Origin of the sequence: Enterobacter sp. HK-058-C-ECC (genome assembly GCF_047531125.1) — a bacterium.
In the GTDB taxonomy this organism is placed as follows: Bacteria; Pseudomonadota; Gammaproteobacteria; order Enterobacterales; family Enterobacteriaceae; genus Enterobacter; species Enterobacter quasiroggenkampii.
The window spans coordinates 668042-694239 of record NZ_JBLKCH010000001.1 but is presented as its reverse complement, the minus strand read 5'-3'; the positions used below and the strand labels follow the sequence as shown (position 1 = coordinate 694239).

Annotated in this window: 25 protein-coding genes; 9 read left to right on the top strand and 16 right to left on the bottom strand. The window is 56.7% G+C overall.

What is annotated here, in order from left to right:
- The 7 genes from paaG to paaA are packed head-to-tail and all read right to left on the bottom strand — an operon-like array spanning window position 1 to window position 5123.
- Window positions 1-789, bottom strand: coding sequence for a 2-(1,2-epoxy-1,2-dihydrophenyl)acetyl-CoA isomerase PaaG (paaG, locus tag ACMWJS_RS03395; RefSeq protein ID WP_139125291.1), 789 nt, complete (start codon window positions 787-789; stop codon window positions 1-3).
- Entirely contained in the window at window positions 789-1556 is a 768-nt protein-coding gene (paaF, locus tag ACMWJS_RS03390) for a 2,3-dehydroadipyl-CoA hydratase PaaF (RefSeq protein WP_414746596.1), read from the bottom strand. Before paaF ends, paaG begins: the two co-directional genes overlap by 1 nt.
- Window positions 1553-2623 (bottom strand): 1,2-phenylacetyl-CoA epoxidase subunit PaaE, encoded by a 1071-nt coding sequence (gene paaE, locus ACMWJS_RS03385; RefSeq protein WP_414746595.1) that lies wholly within the window; start codon window positions 2621-2623, stop codon window positions 1553-1555. The genes paaF and paaE overlap by 4 nt, the downstream gene beginning before the upstream one ends.
- Before the next feature lie 7 nt (window positions 2624-2630).
- Window positions 2631-3128, bottom strand: a complete 498-nt coding sequence (paaD, locus tag ACMWJS_RS03380) for a 1,2-phenylacetyl-CoA epoxidase subunit PaaD (protein ID WP_069719309.1) — start codon at window positions 3126-3128, stop codon at window positions 2631-2633.
- Between the two features lie 11 nt (window positions 3129-3139).
- The gene (gene paaC / locus ACMWJS_RS03375) at window positions 3140-3886 is read right to left on the bottom strand and encodes a 1,2-phenylacetyl-CoA epoxidase subunit PaaC (RefSeq protein ID WP_414746594.1); all 747 of its coding nucleotides are present in this window, start codon (window positions 3884-3886) and stop codon (window positions 3140-3142) included.
- A gap of 8 nt (window positions 3887-3894) precedes the next feature.
- Window positions 3895-4182 carry a 1,2-phenylacetyl-CoA epoxidase subunit PaaB gene (paaB, locus tag ACMWJS_RS03370; protein ID WP_008502380.1) on the bottom strand — a complete coding sequence of 96 codons (288 nt, stop codon included), beginning with the start codon at window positions 4180-4182 and terminating at the stop codon, window positions 3895-3897.
- An 11-nt stretch (window positions 4183-4193) separates the two neighbouring features.
- Entirely contained in the window at window positions 4194-5123 is a 930-nt protein-coding gene (gene paaA, locus ACMWJS_RS03365) for a 1,2-phenylacetyl-CoA epoxidase subunit PaaA (RefSeq protein WP_048222992.1), read from the bottom strand.
- A 284-nt stretch (window positions 5124-5407) separates the two neighbouring features.
- Between paaA and paaZ the strand changes: the two genes are divergently transcribed.
- From paaZ to ACMWJS_RS03345, 4 genes are all read left to right on the top strand, one after another.
- The gene (gene paaZ, locus ACMWJS_RS03360; RefSeq protein ID WP_414746593.1) at window positions 5408-7447 is read left to right on the top strand and encodes a phenylacetic acid degradation bifunctional protein PaaZ; all 2040 of its coding nucleotides are present in this window, start codon (window positions 5408-5410) and stop codon (window positions 7445-7447) included.
- A gap of 214 nt (window positions 7448-7661) precedes the next feature.
- Entirely contained in the window at window positions 7662-9938 is a 2277-nt protein-coding gene (gene tynA / locus ACMWJS_RS03355) for a primary-amine oxidase (protein WP_414746592.1), read from the top strand.
- Window positions 9939-10106: 168 nt separating this feature from the next.
- Window positions 10107-12080 (top strand): alkyl/aryl-sulfatase, encoded by a 1974-nt coding sequence (locus tag ACMWJS_RS03350; RefSeq protein WP_414746591.1) that lies wholly within the window; start codon window positions 10107-10109, stop codon window positions 12078-12080.
- 73 nt (window positions 12081-12153) lie between these two features.
- Window positions 12154-13260, top strand: a complete 1107-nt coding sequence (locus ACMWJS_RS03345; RefSeq protein WP_414746590.1) for a membrane-associated sensor domain-containing protein — start codon at window positions 12154-12156, stop codon at window positions 13258-13260.
- An 88-nt stretch (window positions 13261-13348) separates the two neighbouring features.
- Here the strand turns inward: ACMWJS_RS03345 and ACMWJS_RS03340 are convergent, their stop codons facing one another.
- Window positions 13349-14848 (bottom strand): aldehyde dehydrogenase family protein, encoded by a 1500-nt coding sequence (locus ACMWJS_RS03340; RefSeq protein ID WP_252077226.1) that lies wholly within the window; start codon window positions 14846-14848, stop codon window positions 13349-13351.
- 241 nt (window positions 14849-15089) lie between these two features.
- On the opposite strand from ACMWJS_RS03340, the gene feaR reads away from it, so the two are divergent.
- A complete protein-coding gene (gene feaR, locus ACMWJS_RS03335) occupies window positions 15090-15998 on the top strand; it encodes a transcriptional regulator FeaR (RefSeq protein WP_045910621.1) in 909 nt (302 codons plus the stop codon).
- Here feaR and ACMWJS_RS03330 read toward each other — a convergent pair whose 3' ends face one another.
- From ACMWJS_RS03330 to ACMWJS_RS03315, 4 genes are all read right to left on the bottom strand, one after another.
- Window positions 15999-16316, bottom strand: coding sequence for a YdbL family protein (locus ACMWJS_RS03330; protein ID WP_008502387.1), 318 nt, complete (start codon window positions 16314-16316; stop codon window positions 15999-16001).
- Window positions 16317-16323: 7 nt separating this feature from the next.
- A complete protein-coding gene (locus ACMWJS_RS03325) occupies window positions 16324-16515 on the bottom strand; it encodes a YnbE family lipoprotein (protein WP_196364644.1) in 192 nt (63 codons plus the stop codon).
- Window positions 16512-19151: a YdbH family protein gene (locus ACMWJS_RS03320; RefSeq protein WP_262810526.1), complete on the bottom strand. Its 2640-nt coding sequence runs from the start codon at window positions 19149-19151 to the stop codon at window positions 16512-16514. The genes ACMWJS_RS03325 and ACMWJS_RS03320 overlap by 4 nt, the downstream gene beginning before the upstream one ends.
- A 215-nt stretch (window positions 19152-19366) precedes the next feature.
- On the bottom strand, window positions 19367-19690 hold the full coding sequence (locus ACMWJS_RS03315; protein ID WP_045910421.1) for a hypothetical protein: 324 nt from the start codon (window positions 19688-19690) through the stop codon (window positions 19367-19369).
- Between the two features lie 327 nt (window positions 19691-20017).
- Here ACMWJS_RS03315 and ACMWJS_RS03310 point away from each other — a divergent pair, with 327 nt between their 5' ends.
- Window positions 20018-21007, top strand: coding sequence for a 2-hydroxyacid dehydrogenase (locus tag ACMWJS_RS03310; RefSeq protein WP_028013015.1), 990 nt, complete (start codon window positions 20018-20020; stop codon window positions 21005-21007).
- Window positions 21008-21025: 18 nt separating this feature from the next.
- On the opposite strand, the gene ACMWJS_RS03305 is transcribed toward ACMWJS_RS03310, so the two are convergent.
- Complete coding sequence (locus ACMWJS_RS03305; RefSeq protein WP_414746589.1) at window positions 21026-22231, bottom strand: MFS transporter; 1206 nt, start codon at window positions 22229-22231, stop codon at window positions 21026-21028.
- Window positions 22232-22686: 455 nt separating this feature from the next.
- Between ACMWJS_RS03305 and ACMWJS_RS03300 the strand changes: the two genes are divergently transcribed.
- The gene (locus ACMWJS_RS03300) at window positions 22687-23358 is read left to right on the top strand and encodes an MgtC family protein (protein ID WP_414746588.1); all 672 of its coding nucleotides are present in this window, start codon (window positions 22687-22689) and stop codon (window positions 23356-23358) included.
- A gap of 71 nt (window positions 23359-23429) precedes the next feature.
- On the opposite strand, the gene ACMWJS_RS03295 is transcribed toward ACMWJS_RS03300, so the two are convergent.
- Window positions 23430-23882: a MarR family winged helix-turn-helix transcriptional regulator gene (locus tag ACMWJS_RS03295; protein ID WP_111967076.1), complete on the bottom strand. Its 453-nt coding sequence runs from the start codon at window positions 23880-23882 to the stop codon at window positions 23430-23432.
- 71 nt (window positions 23883-23953) lie between these two features.
- On the opposite strand from ACMWJS_RS03295, the gene ACMWJS_RS03290 reads away from it, so the two are divergent.
- Window positions 23954-24163 carry a DUF1330 domain-containing protein gene (locus tag ACMWJS_RS03290; protein WP_414746587.1) on the top strand — a complete coding sequence of 70 codons (210 nt, stop codon included), beginning with the start codon at window positions 23954-23956 and terminating at the stop codon, window positions 24161-24163.
- Between the two features lie 206 nt (window positions 24164-24369).
- The gene (gene uspF / locus ACMWJS_RS03285; RefSeq protein WP_414746586.1) at window positions 24370-24804 is read left to right on the top strand and encodes a universal stress protein UspF; all 435 of its coding nucleotides are present in this window, start codon (window positions 24370-24372) and stop codon (window positions 24802-24804) included.
- Window positions 24805-24906: 102 nt separating this feature from the next.
- Here the strand turns inward: uspF and ACMWJS_RS03280 are convergent, their stop codons facing one another.
- Together ACMWJS_RS03280 and ACMWJS_RS03275 are read right to left on the bottom strand one after the other, a co-directional pair.
- A complete protein-coding gene (locus ACMWJS_RS03280) occupies window positions 24907-25392 on the bottom strand; it encodes a hypothetical protein (RefSeq protein WP_414746585.1) in 486 nt (161 codons plus the stop codon).
- Window positions 25376-26185: a winged helix-turn-helix domain-containing protein gene (locus ACMWJS_RS03275; protein ID WP_414746584.1), complete on the bottom strand. Its 810-nt coding sequence runs from the start codon at window positions 26183-26185 to the stop codon at window positions 25376-25378. Before ACMWJS_RS03275 ends, ACMWJS_RS03280 begins: the two co-directional genes overlap by 17 nt.
- Between the last annotated feature and the right edge of the window lie 13 nt (window positions 26186-26198).

The following is a 26198-nucleotide window of genomic DNA, read 5'->3' as shown; positions in this document are numbered from 1 at the left end:
TTATTTCCCCGTAAAGTTCGGCGTGCGCTTCGCGAGGAAGGCGCTGACGCCCTCGCGGTAGTCGTCGCTGCGCCCGGCCAGGCGCTGATAGTCGCGCTCCAGATCGAGCTGAGCGTCCAGAGTATTGGTTTCCGCAGCGTTGATCGCCTGCTTGATCAGCCCCAGGCCAAAGGTCGGCTGCGACGCAAAATGCAGGGCCATCTGCTGTGCCGTGGTGGAGAGCTGCTCGTCATCGACCACCTGCCAGATCATGCCCCACGCCTGCGCCTGTTCAGCGCTGAGTTTGTCCCCGAGCAGCGCCAGCCCCATGGCGCGGGCGCGTCCGGCCACGCGCGGCAGCAGCCAGGTGCCGCCGCAGTCTGGCACCAGGCCAAGCTTGCTGAAGGCCATCACGAAGTTGGCCGAACGGGCGGCAATCACCATGTCGCACCCGAGCGCCAGCGTGGCGCCCGCGCCCGCCGCCACGCCGTTAACGGCACAGATGACCGGCTTCGGCAGCTTTGCCAGGCGGCGCACCAGCGGGTTGTAGAAGGTTTCAACGGACATGCCCAGATCGGGCGCAGGGCCGTTGGGGTCGACGTTGCGGTCATTCAGGTCCTGACCGGCACAGAAACCACGTCCTGCGCCGGTGAGCAGCAGGCAGCGAACGGTGTCATCGCGCTCGGCCTGTTTCAGGCACTCAGCCAGCTGCTGGTGCATCACGTCGTTGAAGCTGTTCAGACGCTCCGGACGGTTCAGCGTAATGGTCATCACGCCCTGTTCTACATGACTGAGAATAAATTCCACAATTAGCGTCCTTTAAAGTCGGGGGTGCGTTTTTGTAAGAAGGCGTCGATGCCTTCCCGGCGGTCTTCAGTGGCGGAAAGTAGCGTAAACAGCTGGCGCTCCTGGGCCAGACCGGCCTGGAGCGGCACCTCCTGTGACTGGCGCAGCGCCTGTTTGGCCGCCTGCAGCGCCAGCGGCGAGTGGCGCGCCATCAGGGCCGCCTGCTTCAGGGCATACTCCAGCGTCAGCGCCGCCGGGAAAACATCGCTCACCAGCCCGGCGTTCAGCGCCTGCTCGGCGGAAATGCTCTCGCCGGTCAGCACCATTTTGCTGGCGAGCGATTTCCCGACGCTGCGGATGAGACGCTGGGTGCCGCCCGCGCCGGGCATGATGCCGAGCGTGATTTCCGGCAGGCCGAAACGGGCGTTGTCACCGGCAATCACCACGTCGCACAGCAGCGCCAGCTCGCAGCCCGCGCCCAGCGCGAAACCGTTCACGGCGGCGATCAGCGGTTTAGGAAAAGCGTTGATACGCGCCCACAGCTGCGGGCGAATATCGTTCAGGGTGGCAGGCAGGTCTTTCTCCGCCATCTCATTGAGATCGGCCCCGGCGGCAAAGCAGCGCTCGCTGCCGTAAATCACGCAGACGGTGATGTCGGCATCCACAGCGGCGGCCTCAAGCTGTTCCGCAAGCTGGGTCAACAGCGCGTTGTTGAGGGCGTTGCGCGCCGCCGGACGGTTGAGCGTCAGTTGCAGCACGCGGCCATGACGGGTAACAGTCAGCTCGCTCATGCCATCCCCTTCGCGTCGAAGTCCACGATCACGTCGGCGGTTAACGGTAAAGACTGGCAGCTCAGCACATACCCGGCGGCCAGCTCGTCCGGCTCCAGGCTGTAGTTGGTCGCCATGTCCACCTTCCCGCGCAGCACTTTGCATTTGCAGGTGGCGCAGACGCCGCCCTTGCAGGCATACGGCAGATCTGCCCCCTGACGCAGGGCGCCATCAAGAATGCTTTCGTCGTCCGCCGTCAGGGTAATTTCACGGTCGCGCCCGTCCTGGCGAACGGTCACTTTCTGTCCGCCCGCCTGCACGTGCACCGCGCGCTTAACGGTGATTCCGGAGGTGTTAAAGCGCTCAAGATGAATGGATTTGTCCGGCATCCCCAGCGCCTTCAGCGTGACTTCCGCGTCGTCCATCATCGCCGACGGGCCGCAGATAAAGGCCTCGTCATACTGGCGGAAATTAATCAGGGTTTTCGCCAGCGCCTGCAGTTTTTCCCCGTCGATGCGGCCATAGAGCAGATCGCTGTCCAGCCGCTCCTGGCTGAAGATGGAGACCAGCTGCAGCCGCTGAGGGTATTTGTCCTTCAGGTCCGCCAGCGCCTGGCGGAACATCATGCTCTGGCTGCTGCGGTTGCCGTAGATCAGGGTGAAATGACTGTTCGGTTCGGTCGCAAGCGTCGCGGAGATAATCGCCAGCATCGGAGTGATCCCGGAGCCTGCCGCAATCGCCAGGTAGTGGCCTTCGCGTTCGGCCTGTGGCTGGTAGCCAAACTGCCCCTGAGGAACCATCACCTCCAGCGCCATGCCCGCTTTGATCTCATCCCGGGCATAGCGGGAGAAGCGCCCGCCGTCGATGGCTTTGACTGCCACGCTGATTTCGCCCGGGGCGGTACTCCGGCAGATGGAGTAGCAGCGGCGCAGCTCGTCTCCGCCAAGCGTCGTTTTTAACGTCAGGTGCTGGCCGGGACGGAAGCGGTAGGCCTCCTGCAGCGCCTGCGGCACCGCAAAGGTAATGGTCACCGCGTCGCGGGTTTCGGGTTCCACTTTTGCCACTGTTAATGAATGAAACGTTGTCATGGCAGCCTCAAATACATTTGAAATAGTCGAAGGGCTCACGGCAGGTATTGCAGCGGTAGAGCGCTTTGCAGGCCGTCGAACCAAATTCACTGATAAGCGAAGTGTCGGTGCTGGCGCAGCGCGGGCAGCTCACCTCCACCGGCGCGTGCGCGTGACAGCTATGCCCCACCGGCGGACTGATGCCGTACGCCCGCAGGCGCTCACGCGCGTCGGGGGTCATCCAGTCGGTGGTCCAGGCGGGTTCAAGCTGGAGCACAATGTGCACCGGAGTAAAGCCGTGCGTGGTCATCGCCTCGCGGATCGCCCCCAGCAGGTGTTCCGTCGCCGGACAGCCCGAGTAGGTCGGCGTAAAGCCAATGACCCAGCCTTCCCCCTGCGCCTTCACGCTGCGCACCATGCCTAAATCGGTGATGGTTAACACCGGCACTTCCGGGTCCGGGATCTGGCTTAGCAGCGCCCAGATCTGCGGGATTTGCGCGGGCGCGATGTCGACGAGGCGTTGCATAGCGTTCTCCTTTACCACTGCTGACCGGGATACGCGCGCTGGAGATACTGCATTTCCGCCAGCATCGGGCCCAGATGTTCGGTATGCAGCCCCTGCTTGCCCCCGGTGCGGTACGCCACCTCTGCGGGCACCTGCAGGCAGGCTTCATTCAGACCGGCATACACTTCGCTTTCCCACGGCTGACGCAGGAGGCGCGGGTCAACCGCCACGCCGGACTCAATCAGCTCCCGCTCGACGTCATCGGCTTCAAACAGCTCGGCCGTAAAACGCCACAGGTTGTTGATAGCCTGCTGCATTTTTTGCGCGGACGTTTCGGTCCCGTCGCCCAGACGCACCAGCCAGCCGCGGCTGAAGCGCAGGTGGTAGCGCGCCTCTTTAATCGCTTTGGCGGCAATGGCGGCAAGCTGGCCGTCGCGGCTTTGGATCAGGCGTTCGTACAGCGCCACGTTCCAGGCATCCATCAGGTACTGGCGGGCAATCGTGTCGGCGAAGCTGCCGTTCGGCTGCTCCACCAGCAGGACATTGCGGAACTGGCGCTCGTCGCGGCCAAACGCCAGCGTGTCTTCATCGCCCTGGCCTTCCCGCTCCGCGGCATAGGTCAGGAAATTGCGCGCCTGTCCCAGCAGGTCGAGGCCGATATTGGCGAGCGCGAGGTCGATTTCCAGCTCCGGCGCGTGGCCGCACCAGGCGCCGAGACGCTGAGAAAGCACCAGACCGTTGTCGCCCAGACGCAGGGCATAGGCAGTCACTGAATTCATTCTTTGCCTCACATGTGCTCGATGCCGTCAGGGATGGTGTAGAACGTCGGATGGCGGTAAACCTTGCTTTCCGCCGGATCGAAGAACTCGCCGCGCTCTTCCGGCTGGGAGGCGACAATCTCGCTCGCCTTAACCACCCAGATAGAACAGCCTTCGCTGCGGCGGGTATAGGCATCACGCGCATTTTCCAGCGCCATGCGATCGTCGGCGGCATGCAGACTGCCCACGTGACGGTGGGATAACCCTTGTTTGCTGCGTACGAACACTTCGTACAGCGGCCAGTAGACATTGCTCATCGTGATTCCTCTTAAGCCACTTTGCGGGCGTGTTGTTTTTCCGCGTGCGCCAGTGCGGCTTCCCGCACCCACGCCCCCTCTTCCCAGGCTTTACGTTTGGCGGCCAGGCGTTCGTGGTTGCAGATGCCGCGCCCGTTAATGACCTCGTCAAACTCCTGCCAGTCGATCTCGCCGAAGCGATAATGACCGCTCTCTTCATCAAAACGCAGGTCGGGATCGGGCACCGTCATGCCCAGCATCTCTACCTGCGGCACCGTGTTGTCGACAAAGCGCTGGCGCAGCTCGTCGTTGCCGAAGCGTTTGATTTTCCACGCCAGGCTGCGGGCGCTGTTCGGCGAATTGTCGTCGTTCGGCCCGAACATCATCAGCGCTGGCCACCAGAAGCGGTTGATGGCGTCCTGCAGCATCTGACGCTGGGCTTCACTGCCCTGCGCCAGCGCCATGCAGGCTTCAAAGCCCTGACGCTGATGGAAGCTCTCTTCTTTACAGATTTTCACCATCGCGCGGGCATACGGACCGTAGGAGGTCCGGCACAGCGCCACCTGGTTGACGATGGCCGCGCCGTCCACCAGCCAGCCGATCACGCCGATATCGGCCCAGCTCAGGGTCGGATAGTTGAAGATGGAGGAGTATTTCATCTTGCCGTCGAGCATCTTCTGGTAGATGTCTTCCCGTGCGCAGCCCAGCGTTTCCGCCGCGCTATAGAGGTAAAGCCCGTGTCCGGCTTCGTCCTGCACCTTCGCCAGCAGGATCGCTTTTCGGCGCAGCGTCGGGGCGCGAGTGATCCAGTTCCCTTCCGGCAGCATGCCGACAATTTCGGAGTGCGCATGCTGACCAATCTGGCGGATCAATGTCTTACGGTAGGCGTCAGGCATCCAGTCCTGAGGCTCAATCGCCGTCTCCTGCGCTATGCGCTGCTCAAACCGTTGTTCTTGCGTCACGTCATCACCTTTATGATTCGTTAGTTTGCAAATTAAAGCGTAATGTTGAATCACTTTGTTTTTTAAAAGTTACACAAAGGTTAAATATAACCCCAAGAATTGTTTCCTGATTATGTGACGTTGCTCGCAAGGCTTTTACTACAGGCGCGCTGAAGAACGTCCTGGCGCGCCGTGTTTCATCAGAGCGGATCACAATGTTAACAATTCATTAAAACTCAGCTTGATTTTTATGATTCATGATCAAACTATTAATGGGTAAATTACGTAACATTTGGAGATAAGCGATGCAGCAGTTAGCCAGCTTCTTATCCGGTACCTGGCTGTCTGGCCGGGGCCGCGAACGCACTATTCATCACGCCATCAGTGGCGAAGCGCTGTGGAGCGTGACCAGCGAAGGGCTGGACATGGCGGCCGCCCGTCGCTATGCGATTGAGCGCGGCGGCGAAGCGCTTCACGAGATGACCTTTATCGAACGCGCGGCCATGCTGAAGGCGGTGGCAAAGCACCTGCTTAGCGAGAAAGAGACGTTTTATGCCCTGTCCTCCCAGACCGGGGCGACAAAATCAGACAGCTGGGTCGATATCGAAGGCGGGATCGGCACCCTCTTCACTTATGCAAGCCTGGGCAGCCGCGAGCTGCCGGATGACACCGTGTGGCCGGAAGACGAGCTGATCCCGCTGTCAAAAGAAGGCGGCTTTGCCGCGCGTCACGTCCTGACCTCCAAATCCGGGGTGGCGGTGCACATCAACGCCTTTAACTTCCCCTGCTGGGGAATGCTGGAAAAACTGGCCCCGACCTGGCTTGCCGGCATGCCCGCCATCATCAAACCCGCCACCGCCACCGCACAGGTGACGCAGGCGATGGTGAAATCCATCGTCGACAGCGGCCTGGTGCCGGACGGCGCCATCAGTCTGATCTGCGGCGGCGCGGGGGATCTGCTCGACCAGCTCGACAGTCAAGACGTGGTGACCTTTACCGGCTCCGCCAGCACCGGGCAAAGCCTGCGCGTGCACCCGAATATTGTGGCGAATGCCATTCCGTTCACGATGGAAGCCGACTCCCTGAACTGCTGCGTGCTGGGGGAAGACGTCACGCCGGAGCAGCCAGAATTTGCCCTGTTCATTCGGGAAGTGGTGCGCGAGATGACCGCCAAAGCCGGGCAGAAATGTACGGCCATTCGCCGCATTATCGTCCCGCAGAGCCAGATTGACGCCGTGAGCCAGGCGCTGGTTGCCCGGCTGGAAAAGGTGGTCGTGGGCGATCCGGCGCAGGAAGGGGTAAAGATGGGCGCGCTGGTCAACGCCGAACAGCGTGCGGACGTGCAGGAGAAAGTGGAGCAACTGATCGCCGCAGGCTGCCAGGTCCGCCTGGGTGGCAAAGCGGATTTGCAGGCCGCGGGCGCGTTCTACCCGCCGACCCTGCTGTTCTGCCCGCAGCCGGATGAAACTCCGGCAGTGCACTCAACCGAAGCTTTTGGCCCGGTCGCGACGCTGATGCCGTATCGCAACGCGCGCCACGCAATGCAGCTTGCCCGCGCGGGCGGCGGCAGCCTGGCGGGCACGCTGGTCACCGCAGACCTGGACATTGCCCGCCAGTTTATTACCGGTGCGGCGCGTGCCCACGGGCGTATTCAGATCCTCAACGAGGAAGCCTCGAAAGAGTCCACCGGCCACGGTTCCCCGCTGCCACAGCTGGTGCACGGCGGCCCGGGCCGCGCCGGCGGCGGCGAAGAGCTGGGCGGCCTGCGTGCGGTGAAGCACTACCTGCAGCGCACCGCCATTCAGGGCAGCCCGACGATGCTGGCGGCTATTGGCAAACAGTGGGTGCGTGGCGCAGCGGTGCAGGAAGATCGCGTGCATCCGTTCCGCAAATACTTTGAGGAGCTACAGCCGGGCGACAGCCTGCTGACGCCGCGCCGCACCCTGACGGAAGCGGACATCGTGAACTTTGCCTGCCTGAGCGGCGACCACTTCTACGCCCATATGGACAAGATCGGCGCGGCAGAGTCGATCTTTGGCGAGCGCGTAGTGCACGGCTACTTCCTGATTTCCGCCGCAGCAGGTCTGTTTGTTGATGCGGGCGTCGGGCCGGTGATCGCCAACTACGGCATGGAAAACCTGCGCTTTATCGAGCCGGTTAAACCGGGCGATACCATTCAGGTGCGTCTGACCTGCAAGCGTAAAACGCTGAAGAAACAGCGCACCGCCGAGGAAAAACCAACCGGCGTGGTGGAATGGGCGGTTGAGATCTTCAACCAGCACCAGCAGGCCGTGGCACTCTACTCCATCCTGACGCTGGTGGCGCGCCAGCAGGGGGATTTCTGACACCTTCCCTTCACCGCCTTTCCTGCCGGGTGGCGCGATGCTTACCCGGCCTACCACGACCAGCCGGGGTGTGACATCGCCCCGCTCTTTTTTTAACCTGGCAAGACTGGCAAATAATCTGGCAGATGCAGGCAAACGCTTTTCTCAGGCGCCTGTCAGGATAAGGCTGTCACAACACAATAAACACAACAAACACAACAAAATGAGGTCTACGATGGGAAGCAATTCTTCTTTTTCTGCCCGTAGAACGGCGCTGGCTATGGCCGTTGCGCTGTGTTGCGCCTGGCAATCCCCTGTTTTCGCCCACGGCAGTGAGGCGCATATGGTCCCGATGAACAAAACGCTGCAGGACTTTGGCGCCGACGTTCAGTGGGATGATTACGCACAGATGTTCACCATTGCGAAAGACGGCGCCTTTGTGAAGGTCAAACCGGGCGCTAAAACCGCCATCGTCAACGGGAAAACCCTCAAGCTCGAGGTGCCGGTGGTGATGAAAGGCAAAAAAGCCTTTATCTCTGACAGCTTCATCAACGATGTTTTCCAGTCCGGTCTTGACCAGACTTTCCAGGTTGAAAAACGCCCTCACCCGCTAAACGCGCTGACGGCGGACGAAATTAAGCAAGCCGTTGAGATTGTCAAAGCCTCAGCGGATTTTAAACCGAATACCCGCTTTACCCAGATTGCCCTTGCTGAGCCAGAGAAAGCCAAAGTGTGGGACTTTGTGCTTAACGGTACGGCTGTGGATGCCCCGCGTCAGGCAAAGATTGTGATGCTCGATGGGAAGCACGTGATCGAAAGCCTGGTGGATCTGAAGGATAAAAAAATCCTGCGCTGGGAGCCGGTGAAAGATGCGCACGGCATGGTGCTGCTGGATGATTTCACCGCGGTACAGCAGATCATCAACGACAGCACGGAGTTTGCCGAGGTGCTTAAAAAACACGGCATCACCGACCCGAAAAAAGTGATTACCACGCCGCTGACCGTCGGCTATTTCGACGGTAAAGATGGCCTGAAGCAGGAAGATCGCCTGCTGAAAGTGGTGAGCTATCTGGATGTCGGCGACGGCAACTACTGGGCGCACCCGATTGAAAACCTGGTGGCCGTGGTCGATCTTGAGCAGAAGAAAATCCAGAAGATTGAGGAAGGCGCCGTTGTTCCGGTTCCGATGACGCCGCGCCCCTACGATGGCCGCGACCGTATAGAGACGCCGAAAAAACCGCTCGACATCATTGAACCGGAAGGCAAGAACTACACCATTACCGGCGATATGGTGCACTGGCAGAACTGGGACTTCCACCTGAGCCTGGATTCCCGCGTCGGCCCGATGATTTCAACCGTCACCTATAACGATAACGGTAAAAAACGCCAGATTATGTATCAGGGGTCGCTCGGCGGCATGATCGTCCCTTACGGCGATCCGGACGTGGGCTGGTACTTTAAGGCCTATCTTGATTCCGGCGACTACGGCATGGGCACCCTGACCTCGCCGCTGGTGCGCGGTAAAGACGTGCCGTCCAACGCGGTAATGCTCAATGAAACCATCCCGGACTACACCGGCGCGCCGATGGAGATCCCGCGCGCAATCGCCATTTTCGAACGCTACGCCGGCCCGGAATATAAGCATCAGGAGATGGGCCAGCCTAACGTCAGCACCGAGCGCCGCGAACTGGTGGTGCGCTGGGTGAGTACCGTGGGCAATTACGATTACATCTTCGACTGGGTGTTCCATGAAAATGGCACCATCGGCATTGACGCCGGTGCGACGGGTATCGAAGCGGTGAAAGGCGTGCAGGCGAAAACCATGCACGATGCCACCGCCAAAGACGATACAAAATACGGTACGCTGATCGACCACAACATCGTGGGCACCACGCACCAGCACATCTACAATTTCCGTCTTGATATGGACGTGGATGGTATCAACAACAAGCTGGTGGCCATGGATCCGGAAGTGAAGCCGAATACCGCCGGTGGCCCGCGCACCAGCACCATGCAGATCAATCAGTATGATATTGATACGGAGCAGCAGGCAGCGCAGAAGTTCGACCCGGGCACGATTCGCCTGCTGAGCAACACCCGTAAAGAGAACCGCATGGGCAACCCGGTTTCGTACCAGATCATCCCTTACGCGGGCGGCACGCACCCGGTGGCAACCGGCGCGAAATTTGCGCCTGACGAGTGGATTTACCATCGCCTGAGCTTTATGGACAAACAGCTGTGGGTGACCCGCTACCACCCTGATGAGCTCTACCCGGAAGGGAAATTCCCTAACCGCTCCGTGCACGACACCGGCCTGGGGCAGTACAGCAAGGATAACGAGTCGCTCAACGATCAGGATGACGTGGTCTGGATGACCACCGGCACCACCCACGTGGCGCGTGCGGAAGAGTGGCCAATTATGCCGACGGAATGGGTGCATACTCTTCTTAAACCGTGGAACTTCTTCGACGAGACGCCAACGCTCGGAAAGAAAAAAGACGAAACGAAATAAATAACGTACCGGGCGCAATGCCCGGTTTTTCATCTATTTACTTGCTGAATATCTCTCCCCGCTTATAGTTATTTCTACCTCGTTTATTCCCATTGCATTTCTTGAACCACTTTCAGCCAGGACACGAAGTTTCCACAAGCGACGTAATACACCACTGAGAGGTTTAGGATGAAATTCAATTTGATCGTCAGGAGTCTTGCTCTGGCAGGATTTGTTATTTCCGTCAGTTCCGCGTATGCCGCAGAAGCCCAAAAGGACGCCACCGCCGCAACGCAACAGGCCAATAACGCCCTGTTTAATCAGCTTCCCTTCTCCGATAACACCGATTTCACAGACGCCCATAAAGGCTTTATTGCGCCGATTCCTCAGGACATTATCAAAGGGGAACAAGGCAATATCATCTGGAACCCGCAGCAGTATTCCTTTATTAAAGAAGGCGATAAAGCCCCGGATTCCGTTAATCCAAGCTTATGGCGTCAATCTCAGCTGATTAATATTAGCGGCCTGTTTGAAGTGACCGACGGTATTTATCAAATTCGAAATCTTGACCTGTCGAATATGACCATCATCGAAGGGAAAGAAGGTATTACCGTGGTTGACCCACTGGTGTCGGCAGAAACGGCGAAGGTCGGGATGGATCTCTATTTTAAAAACCGCGGCAAGAAACCGGTCGTCGCCATCATTTATACCCACAGCCACGTTGACCACTATGGCGGGGTACGCGGCGTGGTGGATGAAGCCGACGTGAAGTCCGGCAAAGTGAAGGTCTATGCCCCCGCCGGATTTATGGAAGCGGCCGTTGCCGAGAATATCATGGCGGGTAACGTGATGAGCCGCCGCGCCAGCTATATGTATGGCAACCTGCTGAAGCCAGATGCCAAAGGTCAGGTGGGCGCGGGCCTGGGTACGACCACCTCCGCCGGGACGGTGACGCTGATAGCCCCGACCAATATTATCGAGAAAGATGGGCAGAAAGAGGTTATCGACGGCCTGACCTACGACTTTATGCTTGCGCCTGGCTCCGAAGCGCCATCGGAAATGCTCTGGTATATCGAAGAGAAAAAAGTCATTGAATCCGCAGAGGACGTGACCCACACCCTGCATAACACTTACTCGCTGCGCGGGGCCAAAATTCGGGAACCGCTGCCGTGGTCAAAATACATCAACCAGGCGATTGTGCGCTGGGGTGATAAGGCCGAAATCATCATGGCACAGCACCACTGGCCGACCTGGGGCAACGAAAACGTGGTCAAGCTGCTGAAAAGCCAGCGTGACCTCTATCGTTACATCAACGACCAGACGCTGCGTATGGCGAACGAAGGGCTGACGCGCGACGAAATTGCCGCTAACTTCACGCTCCCGGACTCACTGGCGCACACCTGGGCTAACCGCGGCTATTACGGCTCGGTGAGCCATGACGTAAAAGCCACCTACGTGCTGTATCTGGGCTGGTTTGACGGCAACCCGGCGACGCTGGATGAGCTGCCGCCGGAAGAAGGCGCGAAGAAATTCGTGGAGTATATGGGCGGCGCGGATGCCATTCTGAGCAAGGCGAAAACTGACTTCGACCAGGGGAATTACCGCTGGGTAGCGCAGGTGGTAAGTAAAGTGGTCTTTGCCGATCCAAACAACCAGGCGGCACGTAACCTGGAGGCGGATGCGCTGGAACAGCTTGGCTATCAGGCTGAATCCGGCCCGTGGCGTAACTTCTACCTGACCGGTGCGCAGGAGTTGCGTAACGGCGTGGTGAAAGGTCCAACGCCGAATACCGCCAGCCCGGACACGGTACGCGCGATGACGCCAGAGATGTTCTTTGACTACCTGGCTGTCCATATCAATGGTCAGAAAGCCGGTGAGGCTAAATCAGTGTTTAACATTGATTTGGGCAGCGATGGCGGTAAGTACAAACTCGAGCTGGAAAACGGCGTGCTGAACCACACGGCGAACGCAGAAGCAAAAGATGCGGATGCGACGCTGACGCTGAACCGCGACACCCTGAATAAAATAATCCTCAAGGAGATGACGCTCAAACAGGCTCAGGACAGCGGAAATATTAAAATTACTGGCGACAGCGCGAAACTTGATGCCATGCTTAGCTATATGGACAAGTTTGATTTCTGGTTTAACATTGTGACACCGTAACGGTGCACGAAAAAGGGCGGTTCGTCCGCCCTTTCCTGCTTCACGTGTGGCCAGGACAGGGTGGAAAACGTCAATGGAAAAAAGAAAACAACCGACGCTGGAACGGGCAACCTGGCCAACACGCCATGCCATGGTCATGCATGGGCTGGCGATGAACCTGCCGTGGCTGGCCTTCGTCAACGTCAGTTTCGCGGTGATGATCCTGCTGCGACACATCCTGCTTAAGGCCAGCGATCCCCTTTATCCCCACTCGCCGCAGCTGACGAGAATGGTCGATGCCTCCATGCTCGGCATTATTATTCTCTCTGCTGCGCTGATCCTGATGGCCTGGCGGCGTATCGCCGGAATCAGCGTGGTGTTATTTATCTGTAGCGCCATCTGGTCGGTCTCCTGTTTCTGGTTCATCACGCAATTGCTGCTGCCCCACGTCTGGCCGCTGTGCGTCATTCTGTTACTCGCCGGGTTAACGGCGCTTTATTTTTACCCTGAGGGGCTGCTCGCCTTTGTGCTCCCGCTCTGGATCACCCTGCCGGTCGCAAGCTGGGTACGCAATGATGGCTTAAACCTGCACTTCATCATCATCTGGAGCGTGTTTACGCTGATCCTGGTCTGCGGGCGTTTCATTCTGCTGAGCTGGTTTGACGAAGCCTGGCGACGTAACCAGCAAAATCAGCTGCTGATATCACGGCTGGACGCGCTGGCGCACCAGGACCCGTTAACCAAGACCGCCAATCGCCGGAAAATGGAGGTGGTGCTGGAGAACGCGGTTGAGCAGAAAAAAACCTTCTCGGTGATCATGCTGGATATCGACTACTTCAAGCGCTACAACGATACCTACGGGCACCAGGCAGGCGACGACTGTCTGACCCGCGTGGCGCGCGTGCTAAAGCAGTCGGTGCGCACACCTGATGATGTGGTGTCACGCTACGGGGGTGAGGAGTTCATGGTCATCCTCTTCAATTGCCCGGCAAACATCGCGGAAAAGGTTGCCCTGCGTATTCAGGACGGCCTGCGTACGGAAGCCATACCGCACGACGCCTCCACGGTCAGCGACCATGTCACCGTAAGCATGGGGATTGCGAGCATGGCGGAGGGGCTGGCCGGCACCGAGATCATCGCCCGCGCCGATGCGGCGCTTTATCGTGCGAAAGAGGCCGGACGGGATCGGTGGTCGCTCTAAATAAAAGCCGGGTGACGCTGCGCTTACCCGGCCTACGGTTCGAGTCGTTGTAGGCCGGGTAAGGCGTAGCCGCCACCCGGCTTGCTTTTTAATACCGTACGCAAACCGACTTGGTTTCACACCAGCCGTCCAGCCAGTCCGGACCAAAGTCGCGCCCTGTCCCGGACTGCTTCATGCCGCCGAACGGCAGGTTGGCGTCGATCAGCGTATGGCTGTTGACCCAGACGGTGCCCGCCTGCAGGCGGTCGGTATATTCCAGCGCCTTGCTGATATTCTGCGTCCAGACGCTCGCCGTCAGGCCATAGTCGCTGTCGTTTGCCAGCTGAAGCGCCTCTTCCCCGTCGGCGACGCGCACCACGTTGACCACCGGGCCAAACACCTCTTCGCGGGTCAGGCGCAGCGAGGCATCCGGGTTCACCACCAGCGTAGGCGAAACGTAATAGCCTTTGCCTTCCGGCCCACGGTTACCGACAATCAGCTCCGCGTTGCGCGACTTCGCCTCATCGAGAAAGCTCTGCACCTTGTCACAGTGCGCACGCGACACCAGCGGGTTGATAAACGCCTCTGGCGACATGCCCGGCCCGACGCTGAGGGATTTCACCGCCTGTTCAAACCCGCTGACCAGCGTGTCGAACAGCGGCGCTTCAATATAGATACGCGAGCTCGCCGCGCACACCTGCCCCTGGTTCAGGAAGCTGCCGGTCATCAGGCCTTCGATTACCCACGCCGGGTCCGCATCCTTGAGCACAATTGCCGGGTTTTTCCCGCCAAGCTCCAGGGTCACGCCGGTGAGCGTGTCCGCCGCCGCGCGGGCGATTTGCTTACCCGTCGCCGTTGAGCCAGTGAAGCTCACCTTTGCAATATGCGGATGCGAGGTAAGCGCTGCGCCGCACACCGCGCCGCTGCCAGTCACCACGTTGAACACCCCGTCCGGGATGCCCGCTTCAGTGGCCAGTTCCGCCACGCGCAGCATGGTCAGCGGCGTGGTTTCAGACGGCTTGATGACAATAGAACAGCCCGCGGCCAGCGCTGGCATCACTTTCCACATCCCGATCATCAGCGGGAAGTTCCAGGGCACAATCCCGGCCACTACGCCAACCGGCTCTTTACGCGTCCACGCCTGATAGCGGGCGCCCTGCGGTAACGGGATGGAGAGGTCGAGGGTCTTACCCGTAATTTTGGTGGTCAGCCCGGCGGTATAGCGCATCCAGTTCAGGGTGCAGCTGACTTCAAACATACGGGAGATGTTGATGGATTTGCCCTGCTCCAGCGTTTCAAGCTGGGCCAGCTCCTCACTGTGCTGTTCCACCAGATCGGCGAAATGGAGCAGGATCCGCTCGCGCTCCGCCGGGAGTTTTCCGGCCCAGGTTCGGGCCACAAAGGCGCGCCAGCCGGACATGACGGCACGATCAACGTCGTCGACGCTGGCGTCGGCAGTCGAGGCGATGACCTCGCCCGTGGCCGGGTTGTAGACATTCAGCCGCTTTTCACTGTCCGATGCGGCCTGACGCCCTTCAATCCACAGGCCATGCTGTCGGTCTAAAAATTGCTGCACGGCAGGCTGAATAGCTACCAGTGATTCAGACATAGGATACTCCTTCGTTATTCTTCGCAGGGTGTTCATCCAGTCTAAGTGGGGTTTTGCATTCTCGCTTTTGTCTCTGTGACATTCGCTTTGCCACCTGTGACAGGCTCCGCAAATCACGATAATTGCCGCTTATATCGCTGTTACCCGTGAGTGTTCTTTCCTATAGTCAGCCTCATAGCTCTGACAAAATGCAACACAAATGCAACAATGCGAAAACGTTGACGGTGCAGTGAGAGAAACGATGGCGTGTGCAAGCGAGCAGGAACAGTATCAGCAGTGGCTGGCGCAAATTAATCAGGTTTGCGGGCGTTTTAACGCGCAGCCCACCGAGGGAAAATTCTACGGCGAGCTGGAGACCAGCTATGCGCGCAGCCTGAAGCTCAGCACCGTCACCGCCGGCGGCGTCAACCTGTTCCGCTCCCGTCAGGAGATCAAACAGAGTAACGATGCCTGGTTCTATACCGTGTTCCAGCTCGAAGGGAGTGCGGAAATTGAGCAGGATGACCGCCGCGCGGTACTCAGAACCGGTGATATTACGCTGATTGATGCCTCACGCCCCTGCTCGATCAACTGGCAGGAAAAATCCCGCCAGATTTCGCTCCTGGTTCCCCGTCAGATTATTGAGCAGCAGTGCCGCTTTCAGGAGATAAGCTGCGCCACCGCCCTTTCCCGCACGCTGCCCACGGTACAGCTGAGCCATCGCCTGTTGATGGAGAGTATGAGCAATACCAGCCTGAGTGACCGGGAGAGCGAAGCGGCGCTCGAAGCGATGATCTGCCTGCTGCGCCCCGCTTTCCAGCAGCGCGAAATCATTCAGCCGCGTAAGGAACGCCAGTTCCAGCATGTGGTGGCGCTGATTGACGACCACATTCAGTCTGAATCGCTGCGCCCGGAATGGATTGCCGCCGAGAGCGGTATGTCCGTGCGCAGCCTTTACCGCATGTTTGCCGAGAAGGGTCTGGTGGTGGCGCAGTACATTAAAAACCGCCGCCTGGATCGCTGCGCGGAGGTGCTGCGCGCTGCCGGTGATGACGAAAAGCTGGCGGGCATTGGCTACAGCTGGGGGTTCACCGACCATAGCCATTTTTCAACGGCGTTTAAGCAGCGCTTTGGCGTTTCGCCGGGTGAATACCGCAAGCGCTACCGCTAGCTATTTTTTGAGCCACTTTCCGTTAATGCCCTTCACATACTCGCCCGGCTGCGCGCGGGCAACCAGTTTCTGCCCTGCCATTTTGGCCACTTCATCGACCGGCAAATTATTGCTGTCAGCCAGCTTCTGGTAGCTTTCCGTGCGCGCCGCGTTAATGCGATTAACCAGCGCCAGCGTTTCGGCGTCCTGTTGAATCGGGGCGAGATAACCGCTGAGGGTTTCTCCCACGCGCCCCTGCGCCCGGGCGTCATTTAGGGTCAGCGTAGCCGCCTGCACGTTCATCCCCAGCGCCAGTAAAATCAGAGCTACTCGTTTCATGGCGTCCTCAGAACAGATCGCTGCGCGATTTCAGCAAAGTTTCAACGTCTTTATCGACCTTAATGTGGATCTCATGTTCGATTTTGACATTCATATTGATGGTAATCGGCTCCTTTGGCGCAGCGACTTCAATGCGCGGCGTACAGCCGGACAGTAGCACGGCAACGGCAACGGTGAGCGCACCAGCCATCTTTTTCATTGTTGTTCCTCACTTTCCTTGCCAGTCGAACTGCGGAGACCGGGTATCGCCGCGTGTTGCTCAAACCAGGTTTGCAGATTGTCTCCAAAACGCAGGCTGCGCCAGAGGGTAAAGACATTCTCGTCATGGGTATAGTTCAGGTTGACGGAGCTGCTTTTGCCATCGACCCGGCTGGTCCCCTTGATGGTCGCCTGCATGGTTAATTCACCCAGGTTATCTAAATTGATTCTCGTCCACGAACGCGAAATTTCCATATAGCGGAGCCAGTTAATCGCGGCGCCCGCGACCATATTGTCTTTGACGATGGCGTCGGCCGTATCTTTGTCGATGCGCAATGTCATTGGGCCCGGGTTGGTCAGCCAGCCATCCTTAATGATCCATTTTTCGTTGTCCAGCCAGAACGGCAGCGCCCCGCTAACCGGCCCCGACATGGCAAACTGTTTTGGATTGACGGCGCTAATCAGCTCGCTCGATGAGATATTGTTTACCCGCAGCAGGGCCGGATCGTGCTGCGGCATCCGCAGCTGCTGCATGGTGATCTTCCCGCCGAGGGTTTCCACCTTCACGTTGGTGAGCAGCAGCGGATTGTCCTCCGTCCAGGGATAATCGCCCTGTAAATCCGCGGTAATGTTGCGCGCGGTCACCAGGTTTACCACTTCGCCAATGCGCAACGTTACCGGTCCGCGCGTGCCCAGAGACCAGGTTCCCTCGCTGAAGCGGAACGGCAGCACAAAGTCGACGCCGTTAATCTGGTTGTCCGGCATCCAGGCGCTGCCGGATTTCAGTACACCGTGCCCACCCGCTTCAAAGCCCTGATCGGCCGCCGCCGAGAAGGCGACCTGCGCATAAAGCTCACCGTCGCGCAGCGTCATTTTCCAGTCCGGCGGGATAAGCGGCTGGAATACGGTGAGGGACTGTTTCGGCCACCAGGCCTGCCCGCGCAGGCGCACGCCATCCCACCTTCCGTTGACCTGTACCGGGCCGATGTTGTCCGCATGGAGGTCGCCCTTAAACTGAAAAATTGTCGGGTCGGTGCCGTCGACGCTGAAGGTCAGGACCGAAGGCGGCAACACGCTGCCGCCGGAGAAGCGCGTTTGCCCGGCCTTCAGCGACAGCGCACCGCTGAAGGCCGGTTTTTCGGCATCGCGCAACCAGCGTACAGGCTGATCCAGCACCAGACGCGGCTTGCTGACCTCCATCGTGCCGTACTGAAGCTTGTCAAAACCGGTGGAGAGCGCCGTCAGCTCAATAAGGTTGTCGCGCCACTCGCCTTTCCCGGCGACATCCCAGCGGGCATGCATCGGCGTAAAACCGCCTTTCCCCCAGTATCGCCACTGCCACAGGCCGTTATCGGGTAAAAAGTCGTTGGCCTGACCGTCCAGGTGGAGTTCAAAATCGCCCATCTCGTTTTCATGGGCGCGTAAAATCGCCTGTAAACGACCGTCCACGCCCTTCTGGGTGAGCTTTACGCCCGCCAGTGGCCAGCGGATTTCATCGATATCGAGTGAGTTAATGATGCGTCCGCGCGAGCGGAGCAGCGCGCCCGGCTCAAAGGCCAGCTGCGGTTCATACAGGCTGCCGGTCAGTGTTGCGGGTAATTTGGCATAAAGAATGAGATCGTTTTGCTTCGCCTCGCCGCTCAGATGCAGCGGCATGTCGCTGTTTTCCATGCTGAGCCTGCCGGGCCCGATATTCAGTACCGCGTTGCCTTTCCCCGCATCGCCTTGCGTCAACACGTTCAGTCGTCCGGTCAGCGTGGCTTTCTCCAGCCCCTGCTGCCAGTTGTCGGCGCGAAGGGACACCCGCCCGCTCAGCGGCATACCCGAGAGATCCCAGTTCCAGCGTCCGTCGCTGATGTTGAGCTGTTCCGCCGTGATCTGCCACGGCAGGTCGAGAAGCGGATCGGGGTTGTCTCTCGCCATCACCACCAGCTGTCCCTGATTGTCTTCCCAGTCGAGATCGGCATCGACCAGAGACGTTAACTGTGGCACGTTAAAGGTCGCCACCGCGTGGCCTTTCACCGGCACGCCGTCCGGCACCAGCGGCAGGGTAAACTCGCCCACCAGCTTAACAGGCTGCGGCTGGTCAGGGAGCTGAACATCGAACTGGCTGACCGATAGCGTCTGACCGCGAAGCGTGCCTTTAATGCTGACCTGCTCGCCTTTATAGGCGATCTCCTGGCTGGACGGGGTCAGGGACGCGTGAAGCTCACCCTGCCACTGCTGCCAGGGCGACAGCGTCAGGCGGTGAACCGTAAGCCAGGTATTGGGCAATACCGCCTGCCATTCCGCCAGCGTTTTCGGGGCGACCGTTGAAGGCGCTGACTGGGGAATTTTGCTCAGGCAGACGGAGTTAAGATCCAGCGCGCCGATATCCAGCTTCCAGCGGCTGGGATGTGACAGCGTCACGTTATCGATGCGGGCAATTTCGCAGTCTTCCACCAGATAGCGAAGGTCGGGGATCACCAGCGCGTGGCGAGTCAGTTTCGGGCTCTCTTCGAAAGCGATGCGCGTCCCGACGGGAAGCCAGATCCCAGCGAGCGTCGGCACCCACTGGGCGAGCGTCATCAGCAGCGTCAGCGGCAACAGTATGAACAGCAGTAATAGCGCAAGAGCGGCTTTGTATTTACCCTTCATGGGCAGTTAATATCCTGATTTAGCGAAAGAATTAAGCCGGCAGTGCCGATCATTGTCGCATGTTTAGCGGTTGAGTTGAAGTTAACGCCAAGATTAAGGATAGATGCTGTAAATAGTATGAGGTAACTTTTTTGCTATGCGTAACCTGAAGAACACAATTTAGATTCAGTGGGTTACGCATAATTTCAGGCGAAGAAGCCGGAATAACTGCGTAATTAATACCTGTTCCTGGGCATTGCCAGCAGGTAAAGCATTGCGAATATCAATGACCCCCAGTACACCGAGTCGTACCGCCAGGGATCAAAATCGATATGTAAAAAACCGCGAACAAAATCATAGCCGTTGGCAAAAACGTTAATCTGGATGGCTGCAATGGCTATCACAAACAGCGTATAGCCAATGAACAGTGGGTATTTTCGTAGCCGGTTAATCTTCTGTTTCCCGATATATAACAAGAAAAAAACTACTATAGATACAATGAAATAGTACAAAGCGGGCAGCATTGACGGAGATAAGGACAACCCCAGTTGTTGCGACATGCATCATTCTCCCTCTTTATCAGAAACTCACCCCAGTTACCGATATCGTCCCATCACATCCGGAAGGATTGCAGTTTTCATACCCTCTTGCCATTCTTTAACGTAATTCAGACTGGCTTTTTTCGCATCCTCAACCCACTGCATTTTTCTCTACACGCCCTGACCAGATTCACGCCAAAGATTCCTCGTAGCAAGAATATCATGGAGTTAGGATGTAGATATGCTCTAAAATAATTGATAGAACTTATTGAATTCAATAATATTTTAGAAATTGTAAGATAATTTTAATCATGCTAACGTGAATGCAAAATCACTGGAGAAAGTCTTATGAAACTCGCGGTATACAGCACAAAGCAGTACGACAAAAAGTATCTGCAACATGTTAACGAGGCTTACGGGTTTGAGCTTGAATTTTTCGACTTTCTGCTGTCCGAAAAAACCGCTAAAACGGCGCACGGCTGTGAAGGCGTCTGCATTTTCGTAAACGATGATGGCAGTCGTCCGGTGCTGGAAGAGTTGAAAAAACAGGGGGTGAAGTACATCGCCCTGCGCTGCGCGGGCTTTAACAACGTGGATCTCGACGCGGCAAAAGAGCTGGGTCTGAAGGTGGTGCGCGTTCCGGCGTACTCCCCGGAAGCGGTGGCGGAACATGCGATTGGCATGATGATGTCGCTCAATCGTCGTATTCACCGTGCTTATCAGCGCACCCGTGACGCCAACTTCTCGCTGGAAGGGCTGACCGGCTTTACCATGTACGGCAAAACCGCGGGCGTGATCGGGACCGGTAAAATTGGCGTGGCTGCCCTGCGCATCCTGAAAGGCTTCGGCATGCGTCTGCTGGCATTCGATCCGTACCCAAGCGCCGCAGCGCTGGATCTGGGCGTGGAGTACGTCGATCTGCCGACGCTGTTCTCGCAGTCCGACGTGATCTCCCTGCACTGCCCGCTGACGCCGGAAAACTACCACCTGCTTAACCAGGCGGCATTTGACCAGATGAAGGATGGCGTGATGATCATCAACACCAGCCGCGGCGGACTGGTTGACTCCCAGGCCGCTATCGAAGCGCTGAAGACCCAGAAAATTGGCGCGCTGGGGATGGACGTCTATGAGAACGAACGCGACCTGTTCTTTGAAGACAAGTCTAATGATGTCATCCAGGACGACGTGTTCCGTCGCCTCTCTGCCTGCCATAACGTGCTGTTTACCGGACATCAGGCGTTTCTGACTGCCGAAGCGCTGATCAGCATTTCGGAAACCACGCTGGGCAACCTTCAGCAGTTAGAAAAGGGTGAGCCGTGCCCTAACGAGCTGGCTTAAGTGCTACGCCGGGTGGGGTTAAGCCTCACCCGGCGCGTTTGTTTCCCAACTCCGGTGCGCAACACGCCACCAGAGCAGAACGGCGGCCAGCGCAATGGCGCTCAGGACACTGAATGCCGTCGCAAACGAGTAATGTCCGGCGATCGTCCCGGTTAACGCCGGGCTCATGGATGCCCCTACTCCCTGCATCAACATCACCACACTCTGCCCGGCATTGACGTGCCCGCTTCCACGCAGCAGCACCACAATAAACGACGGTACGACGACTCCCAGGATCCCTGCGGCCAGGCCGTCGAGAATTTGTACCGGGATCATCATTAACGGCGCGTCCGTGGATGCCGCCAGCGCCGCGCGCACCGGCATAACCAGCAGCGCCAGCATAATCAAGCGCCAGTAACCATAGTGTTCGATCCGGCGCGAGGCCCAGATGGCGACGGGGATCATCACGGCCTGAGAGATGATGACGGTACCGGCCGCATACAAACCGGGGTTGATCGCGGCAGGTGCCGCAGCAACCCTCATGCTTAGCATCGGCAGCAGCGCGGCGTTCGCCAGGTGGAACAGCAGCAGCGTCAGTCCGGTCACAAACAGCGCCCGGTTTTTTATTAGCACGGCAAAACCGGGGACCGGCAGGCTCGCTGAAGAGGACAGCCCGCGCGCCGCGTCGTTATCGATATCGCTGTTGCGAATGGCAAGCAGCGCACACAGCGTTAGCAGCGTGGTGCTGGTCATCAGCAGGAAAATCCCGCCCACGCCCCAGTACCACGCAATGCCGCCCGCAATCAGCGCGGTGACAAAATTTCCGCCGTGATTGAACGCCTCGTTTCTGCCCATCTGCGCGCTGAAGCCGCTCTGCCCGGTCAACCCCAGCGTAATCCCGGCGATTAACGGCCCGACAAATGCCGTGCAGATGCCGGTGACGATTTGCGACACGGCGACAACGCCGCTCTGCTGGCTAAACCAGAGCAGAAGCGTGCTTAGTGTGATCAGAATGCACAGCAGCGCGAGTACAGCACGCTTGTTGCGGGAGGTGTCGGTGATGAACCCCGCCGGCAGCGTGGCCAGTAACCCCGCCAGCCCGCCGGCCGTCATCAGGATGCCGATATCATCCGGGGTCCAGTGGCGTTCGGTCAGAAAAATACCGAGAAAAGGCCCCAGGCCATCGCGGACATCTGCAATGAAAAAACTTGTCAGGCATAGCGCCCGCAGCGAACGAAGAGACATACTTCCTGCCTTGCCTGTTATCGCCTGAGAAAAAGAAAATGTAGTATACCGGGTATTTTTGAAAATCAGATGACGTCTTAAAAAACATGCCTTCCGAACTTAAACAATTCATAACGGACGTTGTTTTTTCGCTTTACTCATAATCGGCCCTGACTATACTGGCAATAAATTTTCACAGGAGTCCTTCGTTGGAAAGTTATTTTTCGTCGATACGAAGGTAAGCTGACGCGATTTTCTCGCTGCTTACCTTAAGGGTGGGCAGCAATCCTCTTGAAGTGATTGCATCCCAATACATTAAGAACGACCAAATTTTTGGGGCATCGCGATGTTCATGTTTCATCATTCACTCTTTCCACCGCCCTCGCGCTTACATGCTTTGCGTTTTAATGGCGTCATAATGTGCTTTGTGAAGCGCTGACGCTTATCGTTTAATCATGTTAACAGGCGACAGGCTGATGTTCCCTTATATCTCTCATCTGCTCGCAGCGATGCTGCTGGGCGCAATTATCGGCGCGGAAAGACAATGGCGCCAGCGTATGGCGGGGCTTCGTACCAATGCACTGGTTGCGACGGGCGCGGCCGTGTTTATTTTAAGTTCCCTCTCGACCTCACCCGATAGCCCGGGGCGCATCGCAGCGCAGATCGTCTCCGGCATAGGTTTTCTTGGCGCAGGCGTTATTATGCGTGAGGGAATGAATATCCGGGGTCTTAATACCGCCGCGACGCTGTGGTGTTCGGCCGGAATTGGCGTGCTATGCGGATTAGGTCAATTCTGGAATGCCGGTATGGCCAGCGTGATTATTCTGTGCGCCAACATCCTGCTTCGCGAAGCTGCGCAGCGGATTAATCAACTGCCCGCGATCCATGAAGGCGAAAAATGCTATGTCCTTAAAATCATTTGTAATGACGAGCATGAAGATGCGGTGCGGCAGAATATTGTCAACATGGCGAAAGAGTTGACGTTAAGCCTGAAAGCCATTTATTGCGATACGGCGCAAGCAGAAGGAAAAACCGAAATACGGGCCGAGGTGATGACCCGTGAGGAATACCGGAAATTACTCGAGCTAATTATGGGTAATATTGGCGGGAATAAAATTATGGCATCCGTAAGCTGTCACGCAATATGAATACGATACCGGGCATTGCGCCCGGTTGAGGCTTTGCTGTTTTGCAGAAAAGAGCAGTGACACGGAGAGAGTCATAGAGAAGCGCTGATTCTGGCAAGACTTTTCATCATTTTCGTCGTGAGGCTAAGCTGCTCGCTGCCCACAAGTTGGGACAATTCCTGCTTAGCGGATTGCCATACCGGAATGACCTGTTCAAGCAGACGCCAGCCTTCCCCCGTCAACATGAGTCGTTTTCCTGAACGTCCACGCCCTCCAGTAGAGCCAATAATGCCTCGGGACTCCAGACTGCGGATATTACGACTCAGTGTTGTCGCATCCACCCCTGCTCTGGCGGCGAGTTCCGCAACGGTTTCATTAGGAGAACCCCCGATGCCAACTATCAGACTGAACTGCTCAGCGGTCAGATCAAACGGTCTGAAGCAGGCGTTGTAATAGCGTGTAATAGCCCGAGCGGTAGCGCGCGCCTGAAACGCCGGGCAGACTTCCGGAATGGCCTTCAACAACGTCACATCAATGTTGCTCATCATTTCATCTCGACATTCAATGCTAAAGTTAATACTGTATATACACTATTAAGCATGTTTGAGGAACGGTTATGCCAGCCTTTGTTCATATCAACTTACGCGTTATTGACCCAGCCAGACAGGCCAGCCTTGCCCCCCGCTTCACGTCAGCATTAGAGGCAGCAGGCGGTAAAATTGTTCATTTTGGTGCTGTCGCACAGGTACTGGAAGGTGATGAAGAGCCGTTACCCTATGCGGGCATTTTTGAATTCCCGACGTTAGATCAGGCCCTTGCCTTCTAGCATTCGGAAAAATATGCCCCGATTAAGGCTGAACGCCAGCTCGCTCAGGAAGCAAGAATGTTCATTGTCACGACGGAATGACAGGCAGGTTCAACTGTACCTAAATCACAGAACTGAAATTTGCCCCCGTTATGACAACCTGCTCTCTGTTTTGCTGGAATTAACGGTTTACCCTGAGTTGTGCAAAAAACACTCAGGAGGGACACATGTACAATTCAATTTTGGTTCCCATTGACATTTCCGAGGATAGCCTGACGCACATGGTTATCCCTTTCGTTCAGGCACATACCACACTTAACACGGCCAAAGTCCACTTTCTTACCGTTATTCCTTCGCTTCCCTATTATTCATCATTAGGTTTGGCCTACCCCGTAGAAATGCCGAAGATGAAAGAATTCCAGCACGCGGCCTTAGCAAGGCTGGATGAAATAGTTAAGCAATTCAAAATTCCTGCAGACAAGATACAGACGCATGCCGTGACGGGGTCTCCGAAGGATCAGATACTTAAGCTCGCAGATACGATCGGCGCCGACCTGATCATTATCGCCTCCCATAAGCCGGACATCTCAACCTATCTGTTGGGCTCAAACGCTGCGGCAGTGGTTCGGCATGCGAAATGCCCTGTGCTGGTGGTAAGATAAAAAAACCGGGCGTAACGCCCGGTTTTTTAAGCCAACACCATGAACCGCTCCCAACCGATAGCTACACAGGAATATGAGCAGGTTCACAATGCCTGACCTGCCTTACCTGTTCACGCAAAGCGCAAATGGCGACTGCAGATTGCCAATCAGCCAGCCATTACCTGCAGGTTCAATCTTCAGCTGGCGAACGGTTCCCTCGGGAACATAAAAGAAGCTGCTTTTAAAACTGTCATCATCAGCTGTATCACGTAGATTTTTAACGTAGCGCGTATCTGTAAGGGCAATCTCACCGGGTCTGTTCACCTCATAGCTAAAGAGAATTGTACGTGAGATGACATGAACGCCTTTGTCTGACTGGATATTCCCCGACAGGACAGCCTGACCCTCGTGGTTTTTATCTAAACGGAAAACAAACTCCAGCGTAGCGATGAAATCAGGTTCATAGTGGTTATAACGTAAAATTGTGGAACAGTTAACACTTAACGCACTCTGTTTATGACGCATGTGAACATAGAACCAGACCGAAAACGCCAGGATGAGGAGTAAAATTACGCCAGGGATCCCTGTTTTCTTATTGATTGCGTTCATAACCACTCCAGTAGTTATTCAGACAGGAGATGTAATTATTATTTTTTTGCGTGCATCGACTGATAAACGCCCTCCCCTTATTGCCGTACAGATAGGACTCTGAAACCTGATAGAGAAAAGATGTGCCTTCCAGACACTGAATATGACTTGAGTTAGCCAGTTCTAAAAAAAGTTCTTTTTTTTGCTCTGACAGGGATGCAGAGTTACTCTGGATTGTATAGACAGGACAGGTGTCGTAGTTAAACAAGAAATGGGGGTTAATCTGTTTTATTTCCATTAAGTCTTTCGACGGAGTTACGAGACCTGGCACAACTAACGTAGCGCTGATTAAAAGCACAATCAGTGCCAGCGTATAATGAAGAGCCCTGTACTTACCCACTAACGCCGTACGGTGGACTAGAGTTATTACCTCCGACTTCTCAATTTCTTTGAGTCGTCCATCAGCAATCGAAGATTCAGTGATATCCCTGACGTCAATATCGCTGTTAAACATAAAGCCGACCCTAGGCACTGTGGTAATACATTCATTGGTAATACCTAACTGGACGAAATGTTTTCTCAGTTCTGAAATGTATTTATTTAATGTGTGATTCGATGAGCGCAAGCCATGAGCATCCCAGACATTATCCAGGAGTTCATTCCGTGTCAGGACTTGACCATGCTTTTCGAGAAGGCATGTTAATAGCCTCTTCACTGTCAGGGTCAGAATGACAGTAGAGCCCTCGTCTCCGGATGGCCATATGGCACCATCTTCAGAGCGATAAAAAACCCTATTATCAATCACAAAAACCATCTCTGACTCCTTA

What these genes read in the sequence shown, in the direction of transcription:
- paaF (WP_414746596.1), bottom strand. Translation starts at nt 1,556, where the DNA reads ATGAGCGAGCTGACTGTTACCCGTCATGGCCGCGTGCTGCAACTGACG.
- paaE (WP_414746595.1), bottom strand. Translation starts at nt 2,623, where the DNA reads ATGACAACGTTTCATTCATTAACAGTGGCAAAAGTGGAACCCGAAACC.
- paaD (WP_069719309.1), bottom strand. Translation starts at nt 3,128, where the DNA reads ATGCAACGCCTCGTCGACATCGCGCCCGCGCAAATCCCGCAGATCTGG.
- paaC (WP_414746594.1), bottom strand. Translation starts at nt 3,886, where the DNA reads ATGAATTCAGTGACTGCCTATGCCCTGCGTCTGGGCGACAACGGTCTG.
- paaB (WP_008502380.1), bottom strand. Translation starts at nt 4,182, where the DNA reads ATGAGCAATGTCTACTGGCCGCTGTACGAAGTGTTCGTACGCAGCAAA.
- paaZ (WP_414746593.1), top strand. Translation starts at nt 5,408, where the DNA reads ATGCAGCAGTTAGCCAGCTTCTTATCCGGTACCTGGCTGTCTGGCCGG.
- tynA (WP_414746592.1), top strand. Translation starts at nt 7,662, where the DNA reads ATGGGAAGCAATTCTTCTTTTTCTGCCCGTAGAACGGCGCTGGCTATG.
- ACMWJS_RS03350 (WP_414746591.1), top strand. Translation starts at nt 10,107, where the DNA reads ATGAAATTCAATTTGATCGTCAGGAGTCTTGCTCTGGCAGGATTTGTT.
- ACMWJS_RS03345 (WP_414746590.1), top strand. Translation starts at nt 12,154, where the DNA reads ATGGAAAAAAGAAAACAACCGACGCTGGAACGGGCAACCTGGCCAACA.
- ACMWJS_RS03340 (WP_252077226.1), bottom strand. Translation starts at nt 14,848, where the DNA reads ATGTCTGAATCACTGGTAGCTATTCAGCCTGCCGTGCAGCAATTTTTA.
- feaR (WP_045910621.1), top strand. Translation starts at nt 15,090, where the DNA reads ATGGCGTGTGCAAGCGAGCAGGAACAGTATCAGCAGTGGCTGGCGCAA.
- ACMWJS_RS03330 (WP_008502387.1), bottom strand. Translation starts at nt 16,316, where the DNA reads ATGAAACGAGTAGCTCTGATTTTACTGGCGCTGGGGATGAACGTGCAG.
- ACMWJS_RS03325 (WP_196364644.1), bottom strand. Translation starts at nt 16,515, where the DNA reads ATGAAAAAGATGGCTGGTGCGCTCACCGTTGCCGTTGCCGTGCTACTG.
- ACMWJS_RS03320 (WP_262810526.1), bottom strand. Translation starts at nt 19,151, where the DNA reads ATGAAGGGTAAATACAAAGCCGCTCTTGCGCTATTACTGCTGTTCATA.
- ACMWJS_RS03315 (WP_045910421.1), bottom strand. Translation starts at nt 19,690, where the DNA reads ATGTCGCAACAACTGGGGTTGTCCTTATCTCCGTCAATGCTGCCCGCT.
- ACMWJS_RS03310 (WP_028013015.1), top strand. Translation starts at nt 20,018, where the DNA reads ATGAAACTCGCGGTATACAGCACAAAGCAGTACGACAAAAAGTATCTG.
- ACMWJS_RS03305 (WP_414746589.1), bottom strand. Translation starts at nt 22,231, where the DNA reads ATGTCTCTTCGTTCGCTGCGGGCGCTATGCCTGACAAGTTTTTTCATT.
- ACMWJS_RS03300 (WP_414746588.1), top strand. Translation starts at nt 22,687, where the DNA reads ATGTTCCCTTATATCTCTCATCTGCTCGCAGCGATGCTGCTGGGCGCA.
- ACMWJS_RS03295 (WP_111967076.1), bottom strand. Translation starts at nt 23,882, where the DNA reads ATGAGCAACATTGATGTGACGTTGTTGAAGGCCATTCCGGAAGTCTGC.
- ACMWJS_RS03290 (WP_414746587.1), top strand. Translation starts at nt 23,954, where the DNA reads ATGCCAGCCTTTGTTCATATCAACTTACGCGTTATTGACCCAGCCAGA.
- uspF (WP_414746586.1), top strand. Translation starts at nt 24,370, where the DNA reads ATGTACAATTCAATTTTGGTTCCCATTGACATTTCCGAGGATAGCCTG.
- ACMWJS_RS03280 (WP_414746585.1), bottom strand. Translation starts at nt 25,392, where the DNA reads ATGAACGCAATCAATAAGAAAACAGGGATCCCTGGCGTAATTTTACTC.
- ACMWJS_RS03275 (WP_414746584.1), bottom strand. Translation starts at nt 26,185, where the DNA reads ATGGTTTTTGTGATTGATAATAGGGTTTTTTATCGCTCTGAAGATGGT.